We start from the raw sequence: 22,287 nt of genomic DNA, 5'->3' as shown, positions 1-22,287 counted from the left end.
GCGACGACGAACGGCCGCCGACCACGGCCGGATCTCCCGAAAGGGCACCACGCGCATGGAGCAGTACGAGCCCGACCGCCTGAGCCCGGCCCAACTGGCCGCCATACGGCGCAGCTTCCGCAACGGCAGGGCGGCCATGACCCGCCGGTCGCTGCTGCGCGCCTCCGCCGGCGGAGCGCTCGCCCTCGGCGGCCTCGGCGCGCTGAGCGGCTGCGGGATCCCCGCGGCGGGCAAGACCGCGGGCGGCACGGCCGCGGACGACCACTCGGCGAAGGAGAAGACCGTGAACTTCTCCAACTGGACCGAGTACATGGACGTCGACGACAGCGGCAAGCACCACCCCACGCTCGACGCCTTCACCCAGCGGACCGGCATCAAGGTCAAGTACACCGAGGACATCAACGACAACAACGAGTTCTTCGGCAAGATCAAGCCGCAGCTCGCCGCTGGCCAGGACACCGGCCGCGACCTCATCGTCCTCACCGACTGGCTGGCCGGCCGCCTCATCCGCCTGGGCTGGGTGCAGAAACTCGACGCGTCCAACCTGCCGCACGCCTACGCCAACCTGTCGCAGCAGTTCCGCAGCCCCGACTGGGACCCGGGCCGCGCCTACTCCTACCCCTGGCAGGGCATCTCCACGGTCATCGCGTACAACAAGAAGGCGCTGGACGGCGTCGAGGTGAAGTCGGTCTCCGACCTGCTCGACAACCCAAGGCTCAAGGGCCGCGTCGGTTTCCTCACCGAGATGCGCGACAGCATGGGCATGACCCTGCTGGACATGGGCAAGGATCCGGCGAAGTTCACCGACGACGACTACGACGCGGCCATCGCGCGCCTGCAGAAGGCCGTGGACAGCGGCCAGATCCGCCGCTTCACCGGCAACGACTACACGTCCGACATCACCAGCGGCGACTTCGCGGCCTGCATCGCCTGGGCCGGCGACGTCGTCCAGCTCAAGGCGGACAGCCCCGACGTCGACTTCGTCATCCCGGACAGCGGCTACCTGACGTCCAGCGACAACATGCTGATCCCCAACAAGGCGCGTCACAAGACGAACGCCGAGCGGCTCATGGACTACTACTACGAGCCGGAGCCGGCCGCCGAACTCGCCGCGTACATCAACTACGTCTGTCCCGTGGACGGCGTGAAGGACGCTCTGGCGAAGATCGACGAGGATGCGGCGAACAACCCGCTGATCATCCCTGACAAGGCCATGCAGGCGAAGTCCCACTCCTTCCGCTCCCTGAGCTCGAAGGAAGAGACCGCCTACGAGGCGAAGTTCGCGAAGCTGACCGGGGCGTGACGACGATGAAGACGACCGACAACGGCAGCGGCGACGTCCGCCTGACCGGCATCAGCAAGACCTACGGCTCCTTCACCGCCGTCCACCCGATGGACCTGACCGTCCCGCAGGGCTCGTTCTTCGCCCTGCTCGGCGCCTCCGGCTGCGGCAAGACCACCACCCTGCGCATGATCGCCGGCCTGGAGGAGCCCTCCTCCGGAACCGTCCACCTCGGCGACCAGGACGTCACCGCCCTCCCGCCGTACAAGCGGCCGGTGAACACCGTCTTCCAGTCCTACGCCCTCTTCCCGCACCTCGACATCTTCGAGAACGTCGCCTTCGGTCTGCGCCGGCGCGGCATCAAGAGCGTGAAGAAGCAGGTGGAGGACATGCTGGAGCTCGTCCAGCTCGGCGAGCAGGCGCGCAAGAAACCGCACCAGCTCTCCGGCGGCCAGCAGCAGCGCGTCGCCGTGGCCCGCGCCCTGATCAACCACCCCAAGGTGCTCCTGCTCGACGAGCCCCTCGGCGCCCTCGACCTCAAGCTGCGCCGTCAGATGCAGCTGGAGCTCAAGCGGATCCAGACCGAGGTCGGCATCACCTTCGTGCACGTCACGCACGACCAGGAGGAGGCCATGACGATGGCCGACACGGTCGCCGTGATGAACGGGGGCCGCGTCGAACAGCTCGGCTCCCCGGCCGACCTCTACGAGAACCCCCACACCACGTTCGTCGCCAACTTCCTCGGCACCTCCAACCTCATCGAGGCCGAGGTCGACTCCAGGAGCGGCGACGACATCGTGCTCAAGGCGGGCGGCGGCAAGCTCGTGCTGCCCGAGGCGCGCTGCTCCGCGCCCACGACGACCGGCGGCAGGGTGCTGGTCGGCGTCCGCCCGGAGAAGATCTCCCTCACCCACGCCGACGAGGCGGGCGAGATCCCCGAGGGCCGCAACCGCATCACCGGGAAGATCGCCAACTCCTCGTTCATCGGCGTCTCCACCCAGTACGTCATCGACAGCTCGGTCTGCCCCGAGTTCGAGGTCTACGCCCAGAACATCGACCGCGACTCCCGGCTGGTCCCCGGCGCCGACGTCGTCCTGCACTGGAGCCCGGCCCACACCTTCGGCCTGGACGCGGCACAGGACATCGACGCCGGCATCCAGGAAGAGGCGGCGGTCTGACATGGCGACGCTCACCGAGGCGCCCCCGCCTCTCTCCCCGACGGCGCCCGCGCACAAGCCGCCCCGCAGACGCGGCCGTCTGACGCCGTACTGGCTGCTGCTTCCCGGACTGCTCTGGCTGATCGTCTTCTTCGCGCTGCCGATGATCTACCAGGCCTCGACGTCCGTGCAGACGGGATCCCTGGAGCAGGGCTACAAGGTCACCTGGCACTTCGCGACCTACTGGGACGCGCTGAGCGCCTACTGGCCGCAGTTCCTGCGCTCGGTCCTGTACGCGGCCTCGGCGACGATCCTGTGCCTGATCCTGGGCTACCCGCTGGCCTACCTGATCGCCTTCCGCGCCGGACGCTGGCGCAACCTGATCATGATCCTGGTGATCGCGCCGTTCTTCACCAGTTTCCTGATCCGCACCCTCGCCTGGAAGACGATCCTCGCGGACGGCGGTCCCGTCGTCGGCGCCCTCAACACCCTGCACGTCCTCGACGTCACCAGCTGGCTCGGCTGGACGGCGGGCGACCGCGTCCTGGCCACACCGCTCGCGGTGGTCTGCGGTCTGACGTACAACTTCCTGCCGTTCATGATCCTGCCGCTGTACAGCTCCCTGGAGCGCATCGACGGGCGCCTCCACGAGGCGGCGGGCGACCTGTACGCCAAGCCGTCCACCACCTTCCGCAAGGTCACCTTCCCGCTGTCGATGCCGGGCGTGGTCTCCGGAACGCTGCTGACCTTCATCCCGGCGGCCGGCGACTACGTCAACGCCGAACTCCTCGGCTCGACCGACACCCGCATGATCGGAAACGTCATCCAGACGCAGTTCCTGCGCGTGCTGGACTATCCGACGGCGGCGGCCCTGTCCTTCATCCTCATGGCCGCGATTCTTCTCATGGTCACCTTCTACATCCGCAGGTCCGGGACGGAGGATCTGGTCTAAATGCCCTTCGTCAACTGGCTCAAGCGCCATTTCGTGGTCATCGCGGGACTCTTCACGCTCGCGTACCTCCTCCTGCCGAACGTCGTCGTCACGGTGTTCTCCTTCAACAAACCGAAGGGCCGCTTCAACTACCAGTGGCAGCAGTTCTCCACGGCCGCCTGGAAGGACCCGTGCGGAGTCGCGGGCCTGTGCGGCTCGCTGTCGCTCAGCCTCCAGATCGCGGTCTGGGCGACCATCGGCGCCACGCTCCTCGGCACGATGATCGCCTTCGCGCTGGTCCGCTACCGCTTCCGCGCACGAGGCGCCGTCAACTCGCTGATCTTCCTGCCGATGGCGATGCCCGAGGTCGTCATGGCGGCCTCGCTGCTCACGCTGTTCCTCAACCTGGGCGCCCGGCTGGGCTTCTGGACGATCCTCATCGCGCACGTCATGTTCTGTCTCAGCTTCGTCGTGACGGCCGTCAAGGCACGCGTGATGTCGATGGACCCGCGGCTGGAGCAGGCCGCCCAGGACCTCTACGCCGGGCCGGTGCAGACGTTCCTGCGCGTCACCCTGCCCATCGCGGCCCCCGGGATCGCCGCGGGCGCGCTGCTCGCCTTCGCGCTCTCCTTCGACGACTTCATCATCACCAATTTCAACGCGGGCTCGACCGTCACCTTCCCCATGTTCGTCTGGGGATCGGCGCAGCGCGGGACGCCCGTCCAGATCAACGTCGTCGGCACGGCCATGTTCCTGGTCGCCGTGCTGCTCGTCCTGACGTCGATGATCATCAGCAATCGCCGCAACAAGCAAAAGGCGTAAGCCTTGGCGGAACCCCCGTAGGGAGTTGAAATCATGGCCCCGAGCGCCATGAACCGGTGGATCTCCTCGCTTTCCGACGCTCAGCCCGTCCCGTACTGGCTGGAGGACCCGGGCAAGCCCCGCCCCGAGCCCGCGCTCACCGGGGCCGAGACCTGCGACCTGCTGGTCGTCGGCGGCGGCTACAGCGGTCTGTGGACCGCGCTGGTCGCCAAGGAGCGCGAGCCGCAGCGGGACGTCGTGCTGCTGGAGGGCCGCGAGGTGGGCTGGGCCGCCTCGGGCCGCAACGGAGGCTTCTGCGCGGCCTCGCTCACCCACGGCCTGCCCAACGGGCTCGCCCGCTGGCCGGACGAGATCCACCGGCTCCAGGAACTGGGGATGCGCAACCTCGACGAGATCGAGGCGGCGATCGCCCGGTACGGCATCGACTGCGACTTCGAGCGCTCCGGCGAGATCGACGTCGCCACCGAGACGTACCAGGCGTGGGAACTGCGCGACTGGTACGAGGAGCTCGACCGCGCCGGCCTCGCCGACGGCATCGAGTTCCTCGACGCCGACGCGGTGCGCGAGCAGGTCGCCTCGCCCACCTTCGAGGCCGGCCTGTACGACCGCAGGGGCGTCGCCATGCTGCACCCCGCCAAGCTGGCCTGGGGCCTGAAACAGGCGTGCCTGCGGCTCGGGGTGCGCGTGTACGAGCACACGCCCGCGCTGAGCCTGAAGCCGTACGGCGCGGGGATGGCCGTCGGCACGCCGTACGGGCGGGTCCGTGCCCGGCAGGTCGCCCTGGGCACGAACGTCTTCCCGAACCTGGTCAGACGCGTGCGGGCGTACACCGTCCCGGTCTACGACTACGCGCTGATGACCGAGCCGCTGACCGCCGGGCAGCTCGACTCCGTCGGCTGGAAGAACCGGCAGGGGCTCGGGGACTCGGCCAACCAGTTCCACTACTTCCGGCTGTCGGCCGACAACCGGATCCTGTGGGGCGGGTACGACGCCGTCTACCCCTACGGGGGCCGGGTGCGCGCCGAGTACGACGACCGCCCGGAGACGTACGCCAAGCTCGCCGGGCACTTCTTCGACTGCTTCCCGCAGTTGGAGGGCGTCCGCTTCAGCCACGCGTGGGGCGGGGCCATCGACACCTGCTCGCGGTTCTCGGCGTTCTTCGGCACGGCGCACCAGGGCAAGGTGGCGTACGCGGCCGGGTACACCGGCCTGGGTGTGGGGGCCACCCGCTTCGGCGCCGAGGTGATGCTCGACCTGCTGTCGGGGGAGAGCACCGAGCGGACGTCGCTGGAGATGGTCCGCAAGAAGCCGCTGCCCTTCCCGCCCGAGCCGTTCGCCTGGACCGGCATCGCCCTCACCAAGTGGTCGCTGGCCCGGGCCGACGCGCACGGCGGGCGGCGCAACCTGTGGCTGAAGACGATGGACAGACTGGGGCTGGGCTTCGACAGCTGACCCGTGTCGCCGGCCGGCCCTGCCGACAGGCCGCACCCAGGCCGGGGGGCGACCCGGTTCACCCCTACGGGTGGCCCGAACCCGCGTAATGCTCGCCGGAGACCTCCCTCTCCCTCGTGACGCGACCGCGTCCAGAGGGAAAGGGAGGTCTTCACATGGCTGGGGCGAAGACGGCAGTCGAGTGGCTGGTATCCGTCGCACCGGATCCCGAGGCGTGCCGCTGGGAATGGGAGCGCAACCCGCTGGGGGTGGCGCTGCTGCCCGCCGGGAAGGCGTGGGACGTGCTCGTCCTGCCGGGCGACCTCGGCCGTCGCACCCTCGACGTACTGACCCGGATCCTCGACCGGCCCGGCCCCGTGCTCGTCGACTTCGGCGACGACCGCATGGGTTTCTTCGTGACGCCCGGCACGGCCGCCCGCTGGCTCGGCACCGGAATCCGCACCGCCGGGGCCGGCACCTGGATCGTCGTGCCGTACCCGGGCCGTTCGACCGGGAACGTCCGCTGGCTGGTCCCGCCGGACGGCACCGGCACCCTCACCGACCTGGCGCTCCTCGAACTGGCGATGCACGAGGCGGCGGCGGGCCCGGTGGCCGGAGAGGACGGCTGACCGGCCGGCGGCCCTCGCCCGGTACGGGTCGGCGCATCTCCACGTTCCCCGGACCGGGGGGACATGGCGGCCTCGCCACACCCCTGACGGCCCCACCGCTGCGGTCGTCCCCGGGCGGCCCGGCCGACCGCGCACCCGCGGACCCGGGGCCTACTCCGTCGACGTCGCCTTCAACGCCAGCCACAGCTCCATGCGGACGTCCGGGTCGTCCAGGGAGCGGCCGAGGATCTCCTCCACCCGGCGCATCCGGTAGCGCAGCGTGTGCCGGTGGACGCCCAGGTCGGCCGCCGCCGCGTCCCACTGACCGTGCCGGGAGAGCCAGGCCCGCAGGGAGGCCACCAGGTCGCCGCGGCCGGTCGCGTCGTGTTCGTGCAGCGCGCGCAGCAGTCCGTCCGCGAATGCCTTGACCGCGTCGTCCGCGAGCAGGGGCAGCACGGAGCCCGCCGCCAGCTGCTCGTGCTCCACGAAGAAGCGGCCCCGCCGCCGCGCCACGGACAGCGCCTGCTCCGCCTGCCGGTACGCCGCCGCCGTCGCGATCGGCCCGGCCGGCGCGGACAGACCCACGACGATCTCGTCCTCCTCGCCGGACTCGGCCCCGCCGCCCCCGGCCGCCCGGACGCCCTCCACGGCCGTCGCGTACTGCGCGCACGCCACCGCGGTCGCGCCCCCGTCCTTGACGAGCGCCACCAGCCGATCGCCCGCGGGCACCGTCAGCACGGCCTCCCCGGCCCGGGCGGCGGCCGACTCGATGGCTTCGGCCAGACCGCCGAAAGGGTCTCCGGCGGCGGCCGTCGGCGCGCGTCCCGACAGCTCCGCGTGCGCCCGCGCGGCCGAGGCCGACGCCGCCTCGGCGACGATCACCCGGAAGGGGGCGTCGAGCAGATCGCCGTACAGGTCGCCGGCGACGGCCCGCGCGTGGTCCGGCTCGCCCGCCAGCAGCATGCGCAGCACCGCCGCGCCGATCCGCTGCTGCGCCGCGTGCAGCGAGCGGGAGCGCTCCGTGGTGAGGGTCAGCAGGGCGATGGCCGAGTGGACGGCGTACCGCTCGGCGGTGCCCAGGGCCGACGCGGTGCCGACGGCGAGCGCCGCGCGCGGACGCCGGCCGGTGCCCAGGGAGTGCAGTTCGACCCGGTCGTCGTGCCGGTCATCGGGCTCGGCGTGGTCCGCCGTGCCGCTCCCGACCACCGCCGAGGCGGGGGCCGGCCGCTCCCGCAGCCGCTCCACCTCCGCCGTGAGCCGCGCGGCCCGCCGCCCCGCCCACTCGGGCGCGGCCGCCACCACGGCCCCCGAGGCGTCGTACAGCGCCGCCCACCCGTTCACCTGGGCGGCAAGCGCGCCGAGCAGCCCCTCGGGGCCCTCGGTCAGCGCCTGTTTCGTCAGCTCCCGCTGGGCCGCGAACCCGGCGGTCACCGCCCGGTACTGGTCGGCCGCGATCGCCGCCGACACCGCCTTGCTGATGGCGAGGAAGGGCGTGCGGCGAGGCACCTCCAGCAGCGGCAGGCCCTCCTCCCCGGCCGCGTCCACCAGCGCCTTCGGGATCTCCTCGTAGTTGACGCCGACGGCGAAGCCGAGCCCGACCACCCCGGCCTTGGCCAGCCGCCGCACATAGCGCCGCATGGCCTCGGGATCCTCCGCGTCCAGCTTCAGCGCGGTGATCAGCAGCAGCTCCCCGCCCTCCATGTACGGCACGGGGTCCGCCAGCTCGCTGACGTGCGCCCAGCGCACCGGCACGTCCAGGCGGCCCTCGCCCGCCCGCACGGTCAGCTTCAGCGCGGAGTGGTGGACGAGCGAGGCGAGCGTGGGAGGCATGGGGCCTTCAGGTCGAAGAGGCGATCGGCGGTGTGATCGGCGGGTGATCTTTTGGCCGCTTCGTATGAAGGGCCTGGGTCGATTCTGCCTCACCGTACGGGCCGCCGGACGCCCCTTCAGCCGCGCAGGTCCACCAGCAGCGGCGGCGCGTGCTCGCCGCGCACGCTGGTCAGGGACAGCACCGCGTGCCCGGGCGGGACCTCGTGCGCCAGCTGGGACGCCGACCACCGCTCCCGCTCGACCTGGCGCACGGTCACCGCGTCCGTGGTCACCGCCCTGCCGGTCACCAGTTTGCGCAGCGCGTGGATGGCGCGGGTCATCGGCTGGTCGGCGAACACGGTGTGCTTGGCGACCTCCGTGGTCTCCACCCACTCGGTGCCCCAGGTCTGCGCGAACCGGCCGCCGTCCCAGGTGGTGATCCCGCAGAAGGCCATCCGGCAGCCGACGGCCCCGTACAGCGGCCCGTGCAGCGCCTCGGGGACGTCACCGATCGTGCGCAGGGCGAGCACCACGCCCGCGTTCTGCGACCGCAGCCGCTGCAGCCGGCGCACCGACCCGTCGGTGACGGCCCCGGTGGCGTCGTCCAGGACCAGACAGGCGAAGTGGTCGCGGCGTTCCCGTACGACGGCGTGGAACTGGGCGAGGACCAGCCGGGTGATCAGCCGGGCGGCCTCCTCGTGGCCGCGCTCGGGCAGGTCGATCCGCACCCGGAGCGGGTGGTGGGCGACGGCGCGCAGCGAGAACGCCCGGTGCGCGTCGCCGCCCGCGCCGAAGAACCCCGCGAACACCGGCCGGTTCAACAGCGCCAGCCGGTCGGCGAGGGGGCGGCCGGGGTCGCCCGGCGTACCCGTCTGCCGGATGCGGGCCTGCAGCTCACGGCGCATCACCTCGTCCCCGGTCACTTCCTCCCGCAGCGCGGACAGCGCGCCGGGCTCGCCCTCCAGAAGCTCGCGCAGCTCGGTGAGGGCGGGGAAGCGGCCGTGCGCGGCCCGATACGGGCCGAGCAACTGGGCCAGCGCCGTGGCCGCGCCCTGGCCGCTCACCGCGTCGAGGTCGCCGACCAGCGCCTCGGCGAGGATCGCGGCCGCCTCGTCCGGGTCGTCGCAGCCCGCGTACGGGTCCAGGTCGTGCACGGACGACGGGTCGCCGATCCGGACGATCACGTCGAAGGCGGAGTCGGCGCCGAGCGGGCCGCTGCCGGGCGAGGACACCGCGACCACGGCGCACGTCCCGGTGAGCGCCTGCAGGGCCAGCGCCTCGGTCAGCGGCTCGATCAGGGTGCGCGTCTTGCCCGAGCCGGACGGCCCGACCGCCAGCAGCGAGGTGCCCAGCACGTCCGGCCCGAGCGCGGCCCCCGCGTCGTGGTAGGCGGCCGGAGTGCGCTCGGCGGCCACCCAGCGGCCGATGCGCACCTGCCCGGCGAGCAGGTCGTGGCGGGCCGTGCGCCGGGGCAGGTCGCGGTCGCCGGAGGGGTGCGTCCAGGCCGCCCCGCCCTGCCGCAGCACGTTCTCCCTGAAGTCCGCGAGCCCCGCCGCCCACGCCTGCCGCACCCGCACGCAGTCCACGTCGTTCATCCGGCCGGCGGCGACCTCGCCGGTGAGCAGGTCGGCCGCCTCGTACTGCCCGGCCTCCCGCAGCTCGGGCCACTGGGATCGGGGCCGCTCGGTTGCGGGCGCGCCGTGGTCGGGCCCGGCCCCACGGGCGGCGAGCCGTTCCCTCGCGTACGGCAACCAACCGCCGACCCGGGCGAACGGCCACGCCACCAGCACCGTGATGACGGCGTAGAGCGTGTTCGTGAACAGGGGGGAGGCGAACAGCTCGTAGCCGCCGGAGATCAGCACGACGAGCGAGAACAGCGGGTCGACGACCGGCAGCGCGTCCCAGCCGACGCCGAAGGCGCCGGGGAAGACGAAGCTCAGCGCCGCCAGGGCGCCGAGCAGGGCGATCAGGGCCCGCGCGGGCTGCGGCCGGCTCCCGACGAAGTGCCGCACGGCGTGCGGCCAGCTGCCCAGCCGGCCCATGGCGTACAGGAGGACGGCGAAGAAGACGCCGTCGTAGACCACCCGCGCCTCGGCGCCGTCCATGGTCTTCGGGGAGGCGATCGTGCCGCCCCACCACCAGTCGTCCGGGGTGAACAGCCGCAGCAGGGTGAACTGGTACGGCACGCTGCCCCGCCGCCACAGCGACCACAGGACCAACGCGACGACCAGCGGGACCAGCATGCCGACGACCGTCACGGGCGCGAGCCGCTCCGCCGCCCGCGCCGCCTTCGGCAGCCGGTACCCGAAGCGCCAGATGCCCGGTCCGGACGCGGGGCGCGCCTCGTCGAGCCAGTCGGCGACGGCGGACGCGGCCCGGGGGGCGTGCTCCACGGCGGGCGGGACGCCCGGCGCCCGGGTCGGTCGCGGGGGCGTCGAGGGCGGGTGTGCGGGCCCCGCCGGGCGCGGCACAGGATTCGCATGCGTACCCCGCGCGTCCTGCGTCCCGTCGCTCTCCATCGCCCCTGCCCCCTGACCAGCCGCTGCGTCCGTCGTCAGCGAGTCAATCTAACGCGCCCACAAGGGGAGTTCATCGCTCACGCGGCCGGGGCCGGGCGGATCGCCTCCCCTCGGCACTGTCCATGACGGACAACCCGCCCCTGCGACACCGCCCACATGGAGCATGCCCACCCTCCGCTCGCCGTCCTAGCCTGCGAGAAAAGAAGGCAAGCGTCCGCAAAGCCCCCCTTCCCCCGTTCGCAGAACCACAGGAGCCCGTCATGACCGCCCTTCCGCAGGAGCGCCGTGTCGTCACCGCCATCCCCGGCCCGAAGTCGCAGGAACTGCAGGCCCGCCGTACCGCCGCGGTCGCGGCCGGTGTGGGCTCGGTGCTCCCCGTCTTCACCACGCGCGCGGGCGGCGGCATCATCGAGGACGTCGACGGCAACCGCCTGATCGATTTCGGCTCCGGCATCGCGGTGACCTCCGTCGGCGCGTCCGCCGAGGCCGTCGTGCGCCGGGCCACCGCCCAGCTCGCCGACTTCACCCACACCTGTTTCATGGTCACCCCCTACGAGGGCTACGTGGCGGTCGCCGAGGCCCTCGCCGAGCTCACCCCGGGTGACCACGCGAAGAAGTCCGCCCTGTTCAACTCCGGCGCCGAGGCCGTCGAGAACGCCGTCAAGATCGCGCGGGCGTACACCAAGCGCCAGGCGGTCGTCGTCTTCGACCACGGCTACCACGGCCGGACGAACCTCACGATGGCCCTGACGGCGAAGAACATGCCGTACAAGCACGGCTTCGGCCCGTTCGCGCCCGAGGTCTACCGCGTCCCGGTCGCCTACGGCTACCGCTGGCCCACCGGCGCCGAGAACGCGGGCCCCGAGGCCGCCGCGCAGGCCATCGACCAGATCGTCAAGCAGGTCGGCGCGGACAACGTGGCCGCGATCATCATCGAGCCGTTGCTCGGCGAGGGCGGCTTCATCGAGCCGGCCAAGGGCTTCCTGCCGGCGATCAGCAAGTTCGCGTCCGACAACGGCATCGTCTTCGTGGCGGACGAGATCCAGTCCGGCTTCTGCCGCACCGGCCAGTGGTTCGCGTGCGAGGACGAGGGCATCGTCCCGGACCTGATCACCACGGCCAAGGGCATCGCGGGCGGTCTGCCGCTGGCCGCCGTCACCGGCCGCGCCGAGATCATGGACGCCGCGCACGCGGGCGGCCTGGGCGGCACCTACGGCGGCAACCCGGTCGCCTGTGCGGGCGCGCTCGGCGCGATCGAGACGATGAAGGAACTCGACCTCAACGCCCGGGCGAAGAACATCGAGTCCGTCATGAAGGCCCGCCTGAGCGCCATGGCCGAGAAGTTCGACATCGTGGGCGACGTCCGCGGGCGCGGCGCGATGATCGCCATCGAGCTGGTCAAGGACCGCACGACGAAGGAGCCGAACCCCGAGGCGACCGCCGCGCTCGCCAAGGCCTGCCACCAGGAGGGTCTGCTGGTCCTGACCTGTGGCACCTACGGCAACGTGCTGCGCTTCCTGCCCCCGCTGGTCATCGGCGAGGACCTGCTGAACGAGGGTCTCGACATCATCGAGCAGGCTTTCGCGCGCATCTGAGCCGCCGCCTCGCACAGGTGATTCCCCACGCCCGCAGAGCGTGTGAAGAACGTGTGCGAGGAGGATGGCGGGACGGGATTCGGCCTGTCGTACCGACAGTCCCTGCCGTAGGTTCTACCCGGATGAGAGATACACCCCGCCCACAGGGGACTGTGGGCGGAGCCCAGGCCGGGGCCTCCCCAGCTTCGACCTGGTCGTGCCCTCGCGCACACAACCGGAGCTTCCGGCTTCGGATCTCCACACCGATCGGACGGTCGCCCGCCCCAAACCCCCCGGGGCGGCGACGATCCGGTCCGGACGGCCATCCCGGAATCACCCCCCCTGTTCCGGGGTGGCCGACCTCCTTCTCTGGTGCAGACCACGAAAAAGCGGACCCCGGATTCGATCCGGGGTCTTTTTCGCGCGACCGCAGTCCGCTCCTGACAAGCTGGGGCGCATGTCGACGCGCCTCCCTCCGCAGGACCTGCTGGGTCCGCCGGCCCTTCTCTTCGCCCTGGTGACCTGGCAGGTGGTCGTCGACGGGCCGCTCCTGCGTCTGGACGAGCGCCTCAGCCGTGCCCTCGTCCACCCGGACCGGGCCTCCGAGCTGCTGGCCGACCTGGGGAACGTGCAGGTCGCGGTGCCGGTCCTGGCGCTGGTCGCCGCGTACGCGGCCTGGCGGGGAAGGAGCGCGGGCGTCGCGCGGTGGTGGGTGCCGTCCGTCGCCGCGCTGGGCCTGATGGCGCTGGTGCCGCTGATCGTCGTCCCGCTGAAGGAGTGGACGGACCGGCCCGGTACGCCCATCGTGCCGCCGGCCACCGGCTACTACCCGTCGGGGCACACGACGACGGCGGCCATCGCCTACGGCTCCGCGGCGCTGATCCTGCTGCCGTGGCTGTTCACCCCGCTCGCCCGCCGGCTGGCCGTCGCCACGAGCACGCTCCTCGTCCTGGCCGTGTCCTACGGACTGGTCCGGCGCGGCTACCACTGGCCGCTGGACGTCGTGTCCGCCTGGTGTCTGTGCGCGGTGCTGCTCGGCGCGCTGTGGCTCCTCCTGGACCGGAACCTGGACCGGGACCCCGACCCAGACCAGGACCTGGACCCAGACCGGGACCTGGACCCAGACCGGGACCAGCACTTGGCCCCGGCCAACGCCCAACACCGGGACCCGGACCAGGACCCGGACCAGGACCCGGACCCGGACCAGGACCCGGACCAGGACCCGGACCAGGACCCGGACCCGGACCAGGACCCGGACCCGGACCGGGACCAGCACTTGGCCCCGGACCGGGACCCGGCGGCCCCGGACCGGGACCCGGCGGCCCCGGACCGGGACCCGGCGGCCCCGGCCCCGGACCCGGCGGCCCCGGCCCCGGACCGGTTCGGTGCGGGAGCCGAGCGACCGCGCCAAACCGGCGAACCCCGACCGCGCCAAACCGGCGAACCCCGACCGCGCCAAACCGGCGAACCCCGACCGCGCCAAACCGGCGAACCCCCGTCGTCCACCCGTACGACTCGGACAAGCGACCCCCGGGCGTCCCGCGCCTACCGTGGAGCACTGAAACCACTGGACACCCCCTAAGCGGAAGGGCCGGACTCGCAGATGACCCAGGAAACACATGTGGGGGCCACCCACGCCTTCTGGCTCGCCGGCCGCCAGGTCACCGGCGAGGACAGCTTCGACGTCACCTCCCCGTGGGACGGCCGGCTCGTCGCCCAGGTCAGCGTGCCGACGGACGCCCAGGTCGAGGAGGCCGTGGCGGCCGCCCACGCCGTGCGGGACGAGTTCGCCGCCACCCCGGCCCATGTGCGCGCCGCCGCCCTCGACCACGTCAGCAAGCGGCTCCTGGAGCGCACCGAGGAGATCGCCCGGCTGATCTCCGCCGAGAACGGCAAGCCCATCAAGTGGGCGCGGGGCGAGGTCGGCCGTGCCGTCTCGGTGTTCCGGTTCGCCGCCGAGGAGGCGCGACGGTTCAACGGCGGTGAGGCCCAGCGGCTCGACACCGACCTCGGCGGTCAGGGGCGGCTCGCCCTCACCCGCCGTTTCCCCAAGGGCGTCGTGCTCGGCATCGCGCCGTTCAACTTCCCGCTGAACCTGTGCGCCCACAAGGTCGCCCCGGCGATCGCGGCCGGCGCGCCGATCATCCTGAAGCCTGCCCCGGCGACCCCGCTGTCCGGCCTGATTCTCGGCGACCTGCTCGCCGAGACGGACCTGCCCGCCGGCTCCTGGTCGATCCTCCCGGTCTCCAACGAGCGCATGCCCGCCCTCGTCCAGGACGAGCGCCTGCCGGTCATCTCCTTCACGGGCTCCGAGAAGGTCGGCTACGCGATCATGGACTCGGTCCCGCGCAAGCACTGCACCCTGGAGCTGGGCGGCAACGGCGCGGCCGTGGTCCTCGCGGACTACGCCTCCGACGCCGACCTCGACTGGGCCGCCGTCCGCATCGCGACCTTCTCCAACTACCAGGGCGGCCAGTCCTGCATCTCCGTGCAGCGGGTCATCGCGGACGCCTCCGTGTACGACCGGCTGCTGCCGCGCATCGTGAAGGCCGTCGAGTCCCAGGTCACCGGCGATCCCTCGGACGACGCCACCGACGTCGGCCCGCTGGTCAGCGAGGACGCCGCCAAGCGCGTCGAGGCATGGGTGGACGAGGCCGTCGCCGCGGGCGCCAGGCTGCTCGCCGGGGGCAAGCGCGACGGCGCCTCCTACGCGCCGACCGTCCTCACCGACGTGCCGGCGGACACCACGATCGCCTGCGAGGAGGTCTTCGGACCGGTCCTCACCGTGACGAGGGTGGACGGCGAGGCCGAGGCATTCGCGGCCGTCAACGCCTCCAAGTACGGCCTCCAGGCGGGCGTGTTCACCCACGACCTCCAGGTCGCCTTCCGCGCCCACCGCGCGCTGGAGGTCGGCGGCGTCGTCGTCGGCGACGTGCCCTCCTACCGCGCCGACCAGATGCCGTACGGCGGCGCCAAGCAGTCCGGCGTGGGCCGCGAGGGCGTCAAGTTCGCGATGGACGACTACACCTACGAGCGTGTGCTGGTCCTGACGGGCCTCGCGCTCTGACCGTTCTCCAGCACATGGGAACCGTTTTCATATAGTGTTCCCGAAGGGGTCCGGCGCCGCTGCCTTCCGGCGCCGGACCCCTTCTTCGCGTCGGCTCCTGCGGACCCTCAGCCGGAGAAGCCGACCTGCGCGAGCCGCACCGGGCCGCGCAGCCTGATGTGCAGGTCGCGCACGCCCTCGGCGGTGAAAGGGGCCTCGACGCCGACGTAGTCGTAGGGGCCCGGCGTGGGCGTGCCGAGGGTCAGCACGGCCGGTGGCGCGCCGTCGCCCGTGGACAGCTCGACCGTGCCCTGCCCGGCCACCGTCACCGTCACCCCGGTCGCGCCGGCGCCGAAGTCGCAGGCCCGGTAGAGCAGCTCGCCCGCTTGGCCCGCGACCGGCGTCACCGCTTCGCCCGACGTCTTCGAGCGGTCGACGATCTCGGTGCCGCTCTGCTCGTCGAAGTCGACGGCCGCCAGCCGGTCGCGCAGGACCGTGCGCGGGCCGGACGGTTCACCGTCGAGAGTGACCGTCCCGCGCAGCCGGACGTCCGCGCTGGACGCGCCGACCAGGAGGTCGTACGGGCCGGACTCCAGCCGCCACCGGCCCCGCGCCACGTCCCAGAAGGCGAACGCGGACAGCGGGACCTCGAAGGACAGCTCCGCCCTGGCGCCGGGCGCGAGCCGCACGCGGCGGTGGCCGAGCAGCTCGCGGCGCGGCCGGGTGACCGAGGGGTCCACGGCGCGGGTGTAGAGCTGGGCGACCTCGTCGGCGGCCCTGTCACCGGTGTTGGCGACCGTGAACGCGACGTGCACGGAGCCGTCCTGGACGCGTACCGCCAGGTCGGCGTAGGAGAACGACGCGTACGACAGGCCGTGGCCGAACGGGAAGAGCGGGACGCCCTCGAAGTACAGGTACGTCTGGCGGCCGCCGATCACGTCGTAGTCGAGGAGGTCGGGCAGGTCGGCGTCGTCGGCGTACCAGGTCTGCGGCAGGCGGCCGGCGGGGGAGACGTCGCCGGCCAGCACCCGTGCCAGCGCGGTGCCGCCGGCCTGGCCGCCGTGCGCGGTCCACAGCGCCGCGGACAGCGGGCCCGGCTCGAACGCGTACGGGTACGCCGACACCAGGGCCAGCACCGTGCGCGGGTTCGCCGCGCGGGCCGCCGCCAGCAGCCGCTCCTGGTGGTCCGGCAGCCGCAGCGTCGTGCGGTCCTGCGTCTCACGGCCGTTGATGTGCGGGTCGTTGCCCGCCACCACCACGACCACGTCGGCCCCCGACGCGACCCGGGTCACCGCGTCCTCGCCGGGCTCGACGACGACGAGCTCGAAGACCTCGGCGTTCTCCTCGGCAACCTTCACGCCGTCGGCGGCGACACAGACATGGCGACCCGTGCCCAGATGCAGCAGGAGGTGACCGTTTCCATGGGGTTCGAGGCGGAACGTCTCCTGGACGAACCAGCCGCCGGGCTGGTCGGCGGAGGCGCGCAGGCGGCCGTCCTCGGCCACGGAGAGATAGCGGCCGTCGGGGGCGCGCAGCGTCAGCACCCCCTCGCCCCACTCGACGAGCGCGAGCTCCGTGCCGACGGCGTCCGCGGTCAGCGTCGGGAGATCGGTGCGGCCGGCGAGCAGCGCCGGATCGAGGGCGCCCTCCGCGCCGGGCGCCCCGCCCCCGGGGGCGTCGGGGGCGTCCGGCACCTTCAGGAACGTTCCGGCGGAGGTTTTGAGGAGCACCCGGTCCACGCCCTCCGCGAACCGGACCCGCTCGGCGCCGAACCGCTCGTACAGCCCCTCCAGCGGGGTGGAGCGGTGGATCAGCGTGCCGCTGTACCAGTCGAGCTTGCACTCGTCGGCGAGGGGGCCGACCACGGCGATCCGGGCGTCGGCGGCCAACGGCAGTACGCCGTCGTTGCGCAGCAGGACGATCGCCTGCTCGGCGGCCTCTCCGGCGAGGGTGCGATGGGCCGGGGTGTCGAACTCGCCGGTGCTCGCGTGCGGGTCGTAGTGCGGGTCGAACTCGCCGAGGCGGAAGCGGACCGAGAGCTGGCGTCGCACGGCCGTGTCGACGTCCGCCTCCGTCAGCAGGCCCTGCTCCAGCGCCCCCCTGACCCGGGCGACGATCTTCGAACTGTCGGTGCCGTGGTCGGTGAAGCTGTCCACGCCGGCGACCAGCGCGGCCGCCGTCGCCTCCTCGTGGGTGTCGAAGTAGTGCTCGGAGTCGACCAGGTTGGAAGGCGCGCCCGCGTCCGAGCAGACCAGCAGCTCCTCGTCGGTCCAGGTGCGCAGATGCTCGCGCAGATACGGCGAGACGTGGTTGGGGCGGCCGTTGACCAGGTTGTACGCGGGCATCACGCCGGCCACCGCGCCCGCCTCCACGGTCGCGCGGAAGGCGCGCAGGTCGTACTCGTGCAGCACGCGCGGGCGCACCGAGGACGAGGTGACGTCGCGGCCGGTCTCGTTGTTGTGGGCCAGCCAGTGCTTGAGGACCGGGGCCGTCCGCCAGTACGTCGGGTGATCGCCGCGCAGCCCGTGGGCGTAGGCCGTCGCGATGGCCGAGGTCAGCGCGGGGTCCTCGGAGTAGCCCTCCTCGTTGCGTCCCCACAGGGGGTTGCGCAGCAGGTTGACCGTGGGGGACCAGACGTTGAGGCCGACGCGCTCGTCGCGGGCGCGCATCGCGCGGGCCTCCCTGGACACCGCCTCGCCGACCCGGCGCACGAGGTCGGTGTTCCAGGTCGCGCCCAGTCCCACGGCCTGCGGGAACACCGTCGCCGGGCCCATCCACGCGACGCCGTGCAGGGCTTCCTGGCCGGTGCGGAACGCGGCGATGCCGAGGCGCTCGACGGCGGGCACGAACTGGTGCAGGAAGGAGACCTTCTCGTCGAGCGTCAGGCGCGACAGCAGATCGTCGATGCGCTTCGCGACCGGCAGTTGCGGATCGCGGAAGGGCGGCGTGGGCGGCGTGTGTGCGGTCACGTGGGGATCCCTTTGCGGTGGACCGGGGAGGGCTCTTTCGAAGCGCTTCGATGCTCATTCGACACGAGGGCGGGTGTCAAGAGAGCCTCACGCTAATTTCAAGCGGGCCATAAGCACAGGACGTCCCTGACCCCTCCGAGGAATCTTGGGGACGACCCTTGTGCGCCCCCGGGTGTTCACTTAACCTCGCAGCAACATCGAAGCGCTTCGACTGAATGGACGCCGCTGGTCGAAGGGCTGCTTCAGCTCAGCCATTTCCACTCGAGACACCGCAGCCGACGGCCACCGCCGGGTGTCCTGGTGCGCCACGAAGGGTTGACGCAATGACGCCGAACGCCGCTTCCGCCTCCTCCGGGCCCAGCCGGAGAAGCTTCCTCGCCTCCACGGCGGTCGCCACCGCAGCGGTGGCGGGAGGGATGCCGTTGCTGGCCGCCTGCGGCGGTTCGGACAGCGGCTCGCGCGAGGGCACCACGTCGGGCAAGGACGCGAAGAAGATCCTGCCCGCCTACGTGGCCGGCAACGTGGTGACGCCGGACATCCCGTCCAAGAACGGCTCGGCGATGGGCTTCACCGCGAAACTCGACGTCGCCACCCTGAAGACCTCGGTGCCGAAGAAGCTCGGCAAGGGTGGCAGGGTCACCGTCATGTCACCGTTCTGGGGATCGCCGCCGAAGGGCGGCAACCCCTACTACGCGTCGATGAACGAGCTGATCGGCGTCGACGTCCAGTGGCGCAACCAGGACGGCAACACCTACGACCAGAAGCTCGGCGCGGTCCTCGCCTCCAGCGACGTGCCGGACGTGGTGGTCGTCCCCGGCTGGAACATGATGGGCAAGATACCCAGCGCCATCATCAGCAAGTTCGCCGACCTCTCCCCGTACCTGTCCGGCGACAAGGTCAAGGAGTACCCGAACCTCGCGGCGATCCCCGGCGACGCCTGGCAGCGTTCCATCTTCGGGGGCAAGCTGATGGGCCTGCCGATGCCGGCCTCCTACGTCCAGAACATCGTGCCCCTCTACCGCAAGGACGTCTTCGACAAGCAGGGCTACGAGGTCCCGCGGTCCGCCGACGAGTTCATGGCCCTGTGCAAGGACATCACCAACGCCAGGGCCAAGCGCTGGGCCTGCGGCGACATGAAGTGGACCGCTTTCAACACCTTCGGCGTGATCAGCGGCGGGGAGAAGGCGCTCGCCTGGACCGTCGTCGACGGCAAGCTGATCCACCGCATGGAGACCCCCGAGTACCTGGAAGCCCTGGAGTGGACGCGCAAGCTGTTCGCCGCCGGGTACGTGCACCCCGACTTCAAGCTGGGCAAGAGCCAGGCCACCGACCCCGCCCCCAAGTTCGCCGCCGGGGAGTTCCTCATCTGGAACAACGACGTCTCCAACTGGTACGGGCAGCAGGCCTCCCAGGCCACCCAGAACCCCGATTTCAAGGTCTGGGGCATGGACCTGTGGAACCACGACGGCGGTGACCCCACGCTGTGGGCCGCGAATCCCGCCGGCATCTTCGCCTTCGTCAACAAGAAGGCCTCCGAGTCCGTCGTCCGCGACGTCCTGGCGGTCGCCAACGTCACCGCGGCGCCGTACGGCACCAAGGAGTGGATGATGACCAACTACGGGGTCGAGGGCACGCACTACACGCTCAAGGACGGTGTGCCCGTCAAGAACGACAAGGGCAACAACGAAGTCCTCAACGCCTTCGTCATGGTCGCGAGCCCGCCCGCCACCATCGCCCACCCCGACCTCCCCGACTACACCAAGGGCATGGTCGAGTGGCAGCAGCGGATGGGCTCCTTCACCAGGAAGTCGTCCTTCTGGGGCCTGCAGATCACCGAGCCGTCCCGCTACACCAACCTCTCCAACGACTTCGAGCAGTTGGAGGACGACATCGCCCGCGGCCACAAGAAGGTCGCCGACATGCAGCAGGCCATCTCCGACTGGAAGAAGAAGGGCGGGGACCAGCTGCGCGACTGGTACCGGAAGCTTCTCGACGAGAACGGTCCGGCGGCGAGCTGACCGGCTCCGAGGCAAGGAGAACGGCCGTGTCCCACAGCACGGTGCCTCGCAGCACCGCCGAGGCCAGCACGCCGAAGAAGACCCCGGCGGCGTCCGGTGACGCCCCCTCTCCCCGCGACCGGCGCGTACCGGGGAAGCTCGGTCCGCGGCTCAGGTTCCGCCGCGACCGCGTCCTCATCCTGATGACACTGCCGGCCGTCGTGCTGGTCATGGTCTTCAACTACCTGCCGATCCTCGGCAACATCGTCGCCTTCCAGGACTACGACCCCTACGTCAGCGACAACGGCGTCGTGTCGATTCTGCACAGCCCCTTCGTGGGCCTGGAGAACTTCCGGCGGATCTTCGACGACTCGGCGTTCTGGCAGGCCGTGCAGAACACGCTCGTGCTGTTCCTCATCCAGATCGTGGTGTTCTTCCCGGTCACGATCGGGCTCGCGCTGCTCATCAACAGCGTGGTCAGGCCCCGGGTGCGGGCCGTCGCGCAGGCGGTGCTCTACCTGCCGCACTTCTTCTCCTGGGTGCTGGTCATCGCCGTCTTCCAGCAGATGTTCGGCGGCGCGGGCGTGCTCTCCCAACTGCTGCGACAGCACGGGTACGACGGCCTCGACATCATGACCGACCCCGGCACCTTCCCGTTCCTGATCACCGCGCAGAGCGTGTGGAAGGACGCCGGGTGGGGGATCATCGTCTTCCTCGCCGCGCTGGCCTCGGTTCCCCAGGACCACTACGAGGCCGCCGCGATGGACGGCGCGGGACGCTGGCGCCGCATGTGGCACGTCACCCTCCCCGCCCTGCGCCCGGTGATCGCCCTGCTTCTCGTGCTGCGCGTCGGCGACGCCCTGACCGTCGGGTTCGAGCAGATCCTGCTGCAACGCGACGCCGTCGGACCGGCCGCCGGGGAGGTCCTCGACACGTTCGTGTGGTGGAACGGCGTGCGCAACCAGGACTTCGGCTACGCGGCCGCCGCCGGTCTGATCAAGGGCGTGGTCAGCATCGGCCTGGTCCTCACCGCGAACAAGGTGGCCCATCTCATGGGCGAGCAGGGGGTGTACAGGAAGTGACCGCCGTCATCGACGAACCGGCGAGCAGGCCCAACCCGTGGGCCGCGCCTCCGCGCCCGGCGTGGGAGGAGGAACCCTCGAAGGCCGGCCTGGCGGGCAAGGGCATCGCCCTGTTCTTCGCCTGCCTGGCCATCCTCTTCCCGCTGTGGATCATCGTCGTCACCAGCCTCTCCTCACGGAAGACCATCGACGAGGCGGGCGGACTGGTGATCGTGCCCAAGGGCGTCACCCTCATCGCCTACGAGGAACTGCTCGGCGGCGGCCAGGTCACCCGCGCGGCCGCCATCAGCATCCTCGTGACGCTGGTCGGCACCCTGTTCTCCATGGCGGTGTCCGTCCTGTGCGCCTACGGACTGTCCCGCACCGGCTCCCTCGGCCACCGCGGGATCCTGATGACGCTGCTGGCGACCATGTTCTTCAGCGCCGGCCTCATCCCCACCTACCTGCTGGTGCAGTCCCTCGGACTCACGGACAGCTATCTCGCGCTGATCCTGCCGAGCGCCGTGAGCGTCTTCAACATCCTGGTGCTGCGCGGCTTCTTCATGGGCATCTCCCAGGAACTCGTCGACAGCGCGCGCATCGACGGGGCCGGGGACTTCCGGATCCTCTGGCAGATCGTCATGCCGCTGTCGCGCGCGGTCCTCGCGGTGATCACCCTGTTCTACGCCGTCGGGTACTGGAGCGCGTGGTTCAACGCCTCGCTCTACCTGAACGACCAGGACATGATGCCGTTGCAGAACGTCATGATCCAGCTCGTGCAGAAGCAGGAGGCGCCGGTCGGCCTGGGGCAGGCCATCAAGACCGGTCAGCTGTCGGGGCTCGCCATCCAGATGGCGGTCATGGTGATGGCGCTGCTGCCGGTGGCCGTGCTGTCCCCGTTCGTCCAGAAGCACTTCAAGAAGGGGATGCTGACCGGCGCGGTGAAGGGCTAGCGACTCCGCCGGTCCGGCCGAGGCGTCGGTCCGGCCGAGGCACCGGTCGGTGCGCCGGCCGGGCCCGGTCCGTGGCCGGTCGTGCCCGCGCGGCGGACCCGCGCATCGACACCGTCCCGCGGCCGTCG

At 71.5% G+C, this 22,287-nt stretch carries 14 protein-coding genes and 1 pseudogene; 12 read left to right on the top strand and 3 right to left on the bottom strand.

Annotated features, from left to right (window positions below; translation table 11 throughout):
- Positions 1–55: 55 nt before the first annotated feature.
- The 6 genes from ACZ7DE_RS34155 (at position 56) to ACZ7DE_RS34130 (ending at position 6,252) form a co-directional block, all read left to right on the top strand.
- Positions 56–1,303, top strand: coding sequence for an ABC transporter substrate-binding protein (locus ACZ7DE_RS34155; protein WP_470768074.1), 1,248 nt, complete (start codon positions 56–58; stop codon positions 1,301–1,303).
- On the top strand, positions 1,300–2,460 hold the full coding sequence (locus ACZ7DE_RS34150; protein WP_470768072.1) for an ABC transporter ATP-binding protein: 1,161 nt from the start codon (positions 1,300–1,302) through the stop codon (positions 2,458–2,460). The genes ACZ7DE_RS34155 and ACZ7DE_RS34150 overlap by 4 nt, the downstream gene beginning before the upstream one ends.
- 1 nt (position 2,461) lies before the next feature.
- Complete coding sequence (locus ACZ7DE_RS34145; protein WP_470768070.1) at positions 2,462–3,391, top strand: ABC transporter permease; 930 nt, start codon at positions 2,462–2,464, stop codon at positions 3,389–3,391.
- Positions 3,392–4,192 carry an ABC transporter permease gene (locus ACZ7DE_RS34140; RefSeq protein ID WP_470768068.1) on the top strand — a complete coding sequence of 267 codons (801 nt, stop codon included), beginning with the start codon at positions 3,392–3,394 and terminating at the stop codon, positions 4,190–4,192.
- Positions 4,193–4,225: 33 nt separating this feature from the next.
- Positions 4,226–5,644, top strand: coding sequence for an NAD(P)/FAD-dependent oxidoreductase (locus ACZ7DE_RS34135; protein ID WP_470768066.1), 1,419 nt, complete (start codon positions 4,226–4,228; stop codon positions 5,642–5,644).
- A gap of 155 nt (positions 5,645–5,799) precedes the next feature.
- Positions 5,800–6,252, top strand: a complete 453-nt coding sequence (locus ACZ7DE_RS34130) for a bifunctional DNA primase/polymerase (protein ID WP_470768064.1) — start codon at positions 5,800–5,802, stop codon at positions 6,250–6,252.
- Between the two features lie 150 nt (positions 6,253–6,402).
- Here ACZ7DE_RS34130 and ACZ7DE_RS34125 read toward each other — a convergent pair whose 3' ends face one another.
- Together ACZ7DE_RS34125 and ACZ7DE_RS34120 are read right to left on the bottom strand one after the other, a co-directional pair.
- Positions 6,403–8,061 (bottom strand): PucR family transcriptional regulator, encoded by a 1,659-nt coding sequence (locus ACZ7DE_RS34125; RefSeq protein WP_470768062.1) that lies wholly within the window; start codon positions 8,059–8,061, stop codon positions 6,403–6,405.
- Between the two features lie 116 nt (positions 8,062–8,177).
- A complete protein-coding gene (locus ACZ7DE_RS34120; protein WP_470768059.1) occupies positions 8,178–10,559 on the bottom strand; it encodes a type IV secretory system conjugative DNA transfer family protein in 2,382 nt (793 codons plus the stop codon).
- Between the two features lie 260 nt (positions 10,560–10,819).
- Here ACZ7DE_RS34120 and gabT point away from each other — a divergent pair, with 260 nt between their 5' ends.
- The 3 genes and pseudogenes from gabT (at position 10,820) to ACZ7DE_RS34105 (ending at position 15,200) form a co-directional block, all read left to right on the top strand.
- Positions 10,820–12,154, top strand: coding sequence for a 4-aminobutyrate--2-oxoglutarate transaminase (gene gabT / locus ACZ7DE_RS34115; protein ID WP_470768057.1), 1,335 nt, complete (start codon positions 10,820–10,822; stop codon positions 12,152–12,154).
- A 122-nt stretch (positions 12,155–12,276) separates the two neighbouring features.
- Positions 12,277–13,178, top strand: a pseudogene (locus tag ACZ7DE_RS34110) (phosphatase PAP2 family protein); the annotation flags it as partial.
- 576 nt (positions 13,179–13,754) lie between these two features.
- Positions 13,755–15,200: an aldehyde dehydrogenase family protein gene (locus ACZ7DE_RS34105; RefSeq protein WP_470768449.1), complete on the top strand. Its 1,446-nt coding sequence runs from the start codon at positions 13,755–13,757 to the stop codon at positions 15,198–15,200.
- 107 nt (positions 15,201–15,307) lie between these two features.
- Here ACZ7DE_RS34105 and ACZ7DE_RS34100 read toward each other — a convergent pair whose 3' ends face one another.
- Positions 15,308–18,148: a glycoside hydrolase family 3 C-terminal domain-containing protein gene (locus tag ACZ7DE_RS34100; protein ID WP_470768054.1), complete on the bottom strand. Its 2,841-nt coding sequence runs from the start codon at positions 18,146–18,148 to the stop codon at positions 15,308–15,310.
- 323 nt (positions 18,149–18,471) lie between these two features.
- On the opposite strand from ACZ7DE_RS34100, the gene ACZ7DE_RS34095 reads away from it, so the two are divergent.
- The 3 genes from ACZ7DE_RS34095 to ACZ7DE_RS34085 are packed head-to-tail and all read left to right on the top strand — an operon-like array spanning position 18,472 to position 22,159.
- Positions 18,472–20,166 (top strand): extracellular solute-binding protein, encoded by a 1,695-nt coding sequence (locus tag ACZ7DE_RS34095; protein ID WP_470768052.1) that lies wholly within the window; start codon positions 18,472–18,474, stop codon positions 20,164–20,166.
- Positions 20,167–20,192: 26 nt separating this feature from the next.
- Entirely contained in the window at positions 20,193–21,227 is a 1,035-nt protein-coding gene (locus ACZ7DE_RS34090; protein ID WP_470768050.1) for an ABC transporter permease, read from the top strand.
- Positions 21,224–22,159, top strand: coding sequence for a carbohydrate ABC transporter permease (locus tag ACZ7DE_RS34085; RefSeq protein ID WP_470768047.1), 936 nt, complete (start codon positions 21,224–21,226; stop codon positions 22,157–22,159). The genes ACZ7DE_RS34090 and ACZ7DE_RS34085 overlap by 4 nt, the downstream gene beginning before the upstream one ends.
- Positions 22,160–22,287: the final 128 nt, after the last annotated feature.

Source organism: Streptomyces sp. NPDC037083, assembly GCF_055606485.1.
Note: the sequence above shows the minus strand (reverse complement) of the source record. Positions and strands in the feature narration are given on the sequence as shown.

Coding starts and splice junctions, on each gene's coding strand:
- ACZ7DE_RS34140 (WP_470768068.1), top strand. CDS start 3,392: ATGCCCTTCGTCAACTGGCTCAAGCGCCATTTCGTGGTCATCGCGGGA.
- ACZ7DE_RS34120 (WP_470768059.1), bottom strand. CDS start 10,559: ATGGAGAGCGACGGGACGCAGGACGCGCGGGGTACGCATGCGAATCCT.
- ACZ7DE_RS34130 (WP_470768064.1), top strand. CDS start 5,800: ATGGCTGGGGCGAAGACGGCAGTCGAGTGGCTGGTATCCGTCGCACCG.
- ACZ7DE_RS34095 (WP_470768052.1), top strand. CDS start 18,472: ATGACGCCGAACGCCGCTTCCGCCTCCTCCGGGCCCAGCCGGAGAAGC.
- ACZ7DE_RS34125 (WP_470768062.1), bottom strand. CDS start 8,061: ATGCCTCCCACGCTCGCCTCGCTCGTCCACCACTCCGCGCTGAAGCTG.
- ACZ7DE_RS34155 (WP_470768074.1), top strand. CDS start 56: ATGGAGCAGTACGAGCCCGACCGCCTGAGCCCGGCCCAACTGGCCGCC.
- ACZ7DE_RS34135 (WP_470768066.1), top strand. CDS start 4,226: ATGGCCCCGAGCGCCATGAACCGGTGGATCTCCTCGCTTTCCGACGCT.
- gabT (WP_470768057.1), top strand. CDS start 10,820: ATGACCGCCCTTCCGCAGGAGCGCCGTGTCGTCACCGCCATCCCCGGC.
- ACZ7DE_RS34145 (WP_470768070.1), top strand. CDS start 2,462: ATGGCGACGCTCACCGAGGCGCCCCCGCCTCTCTCCCCGACGGCGCCC.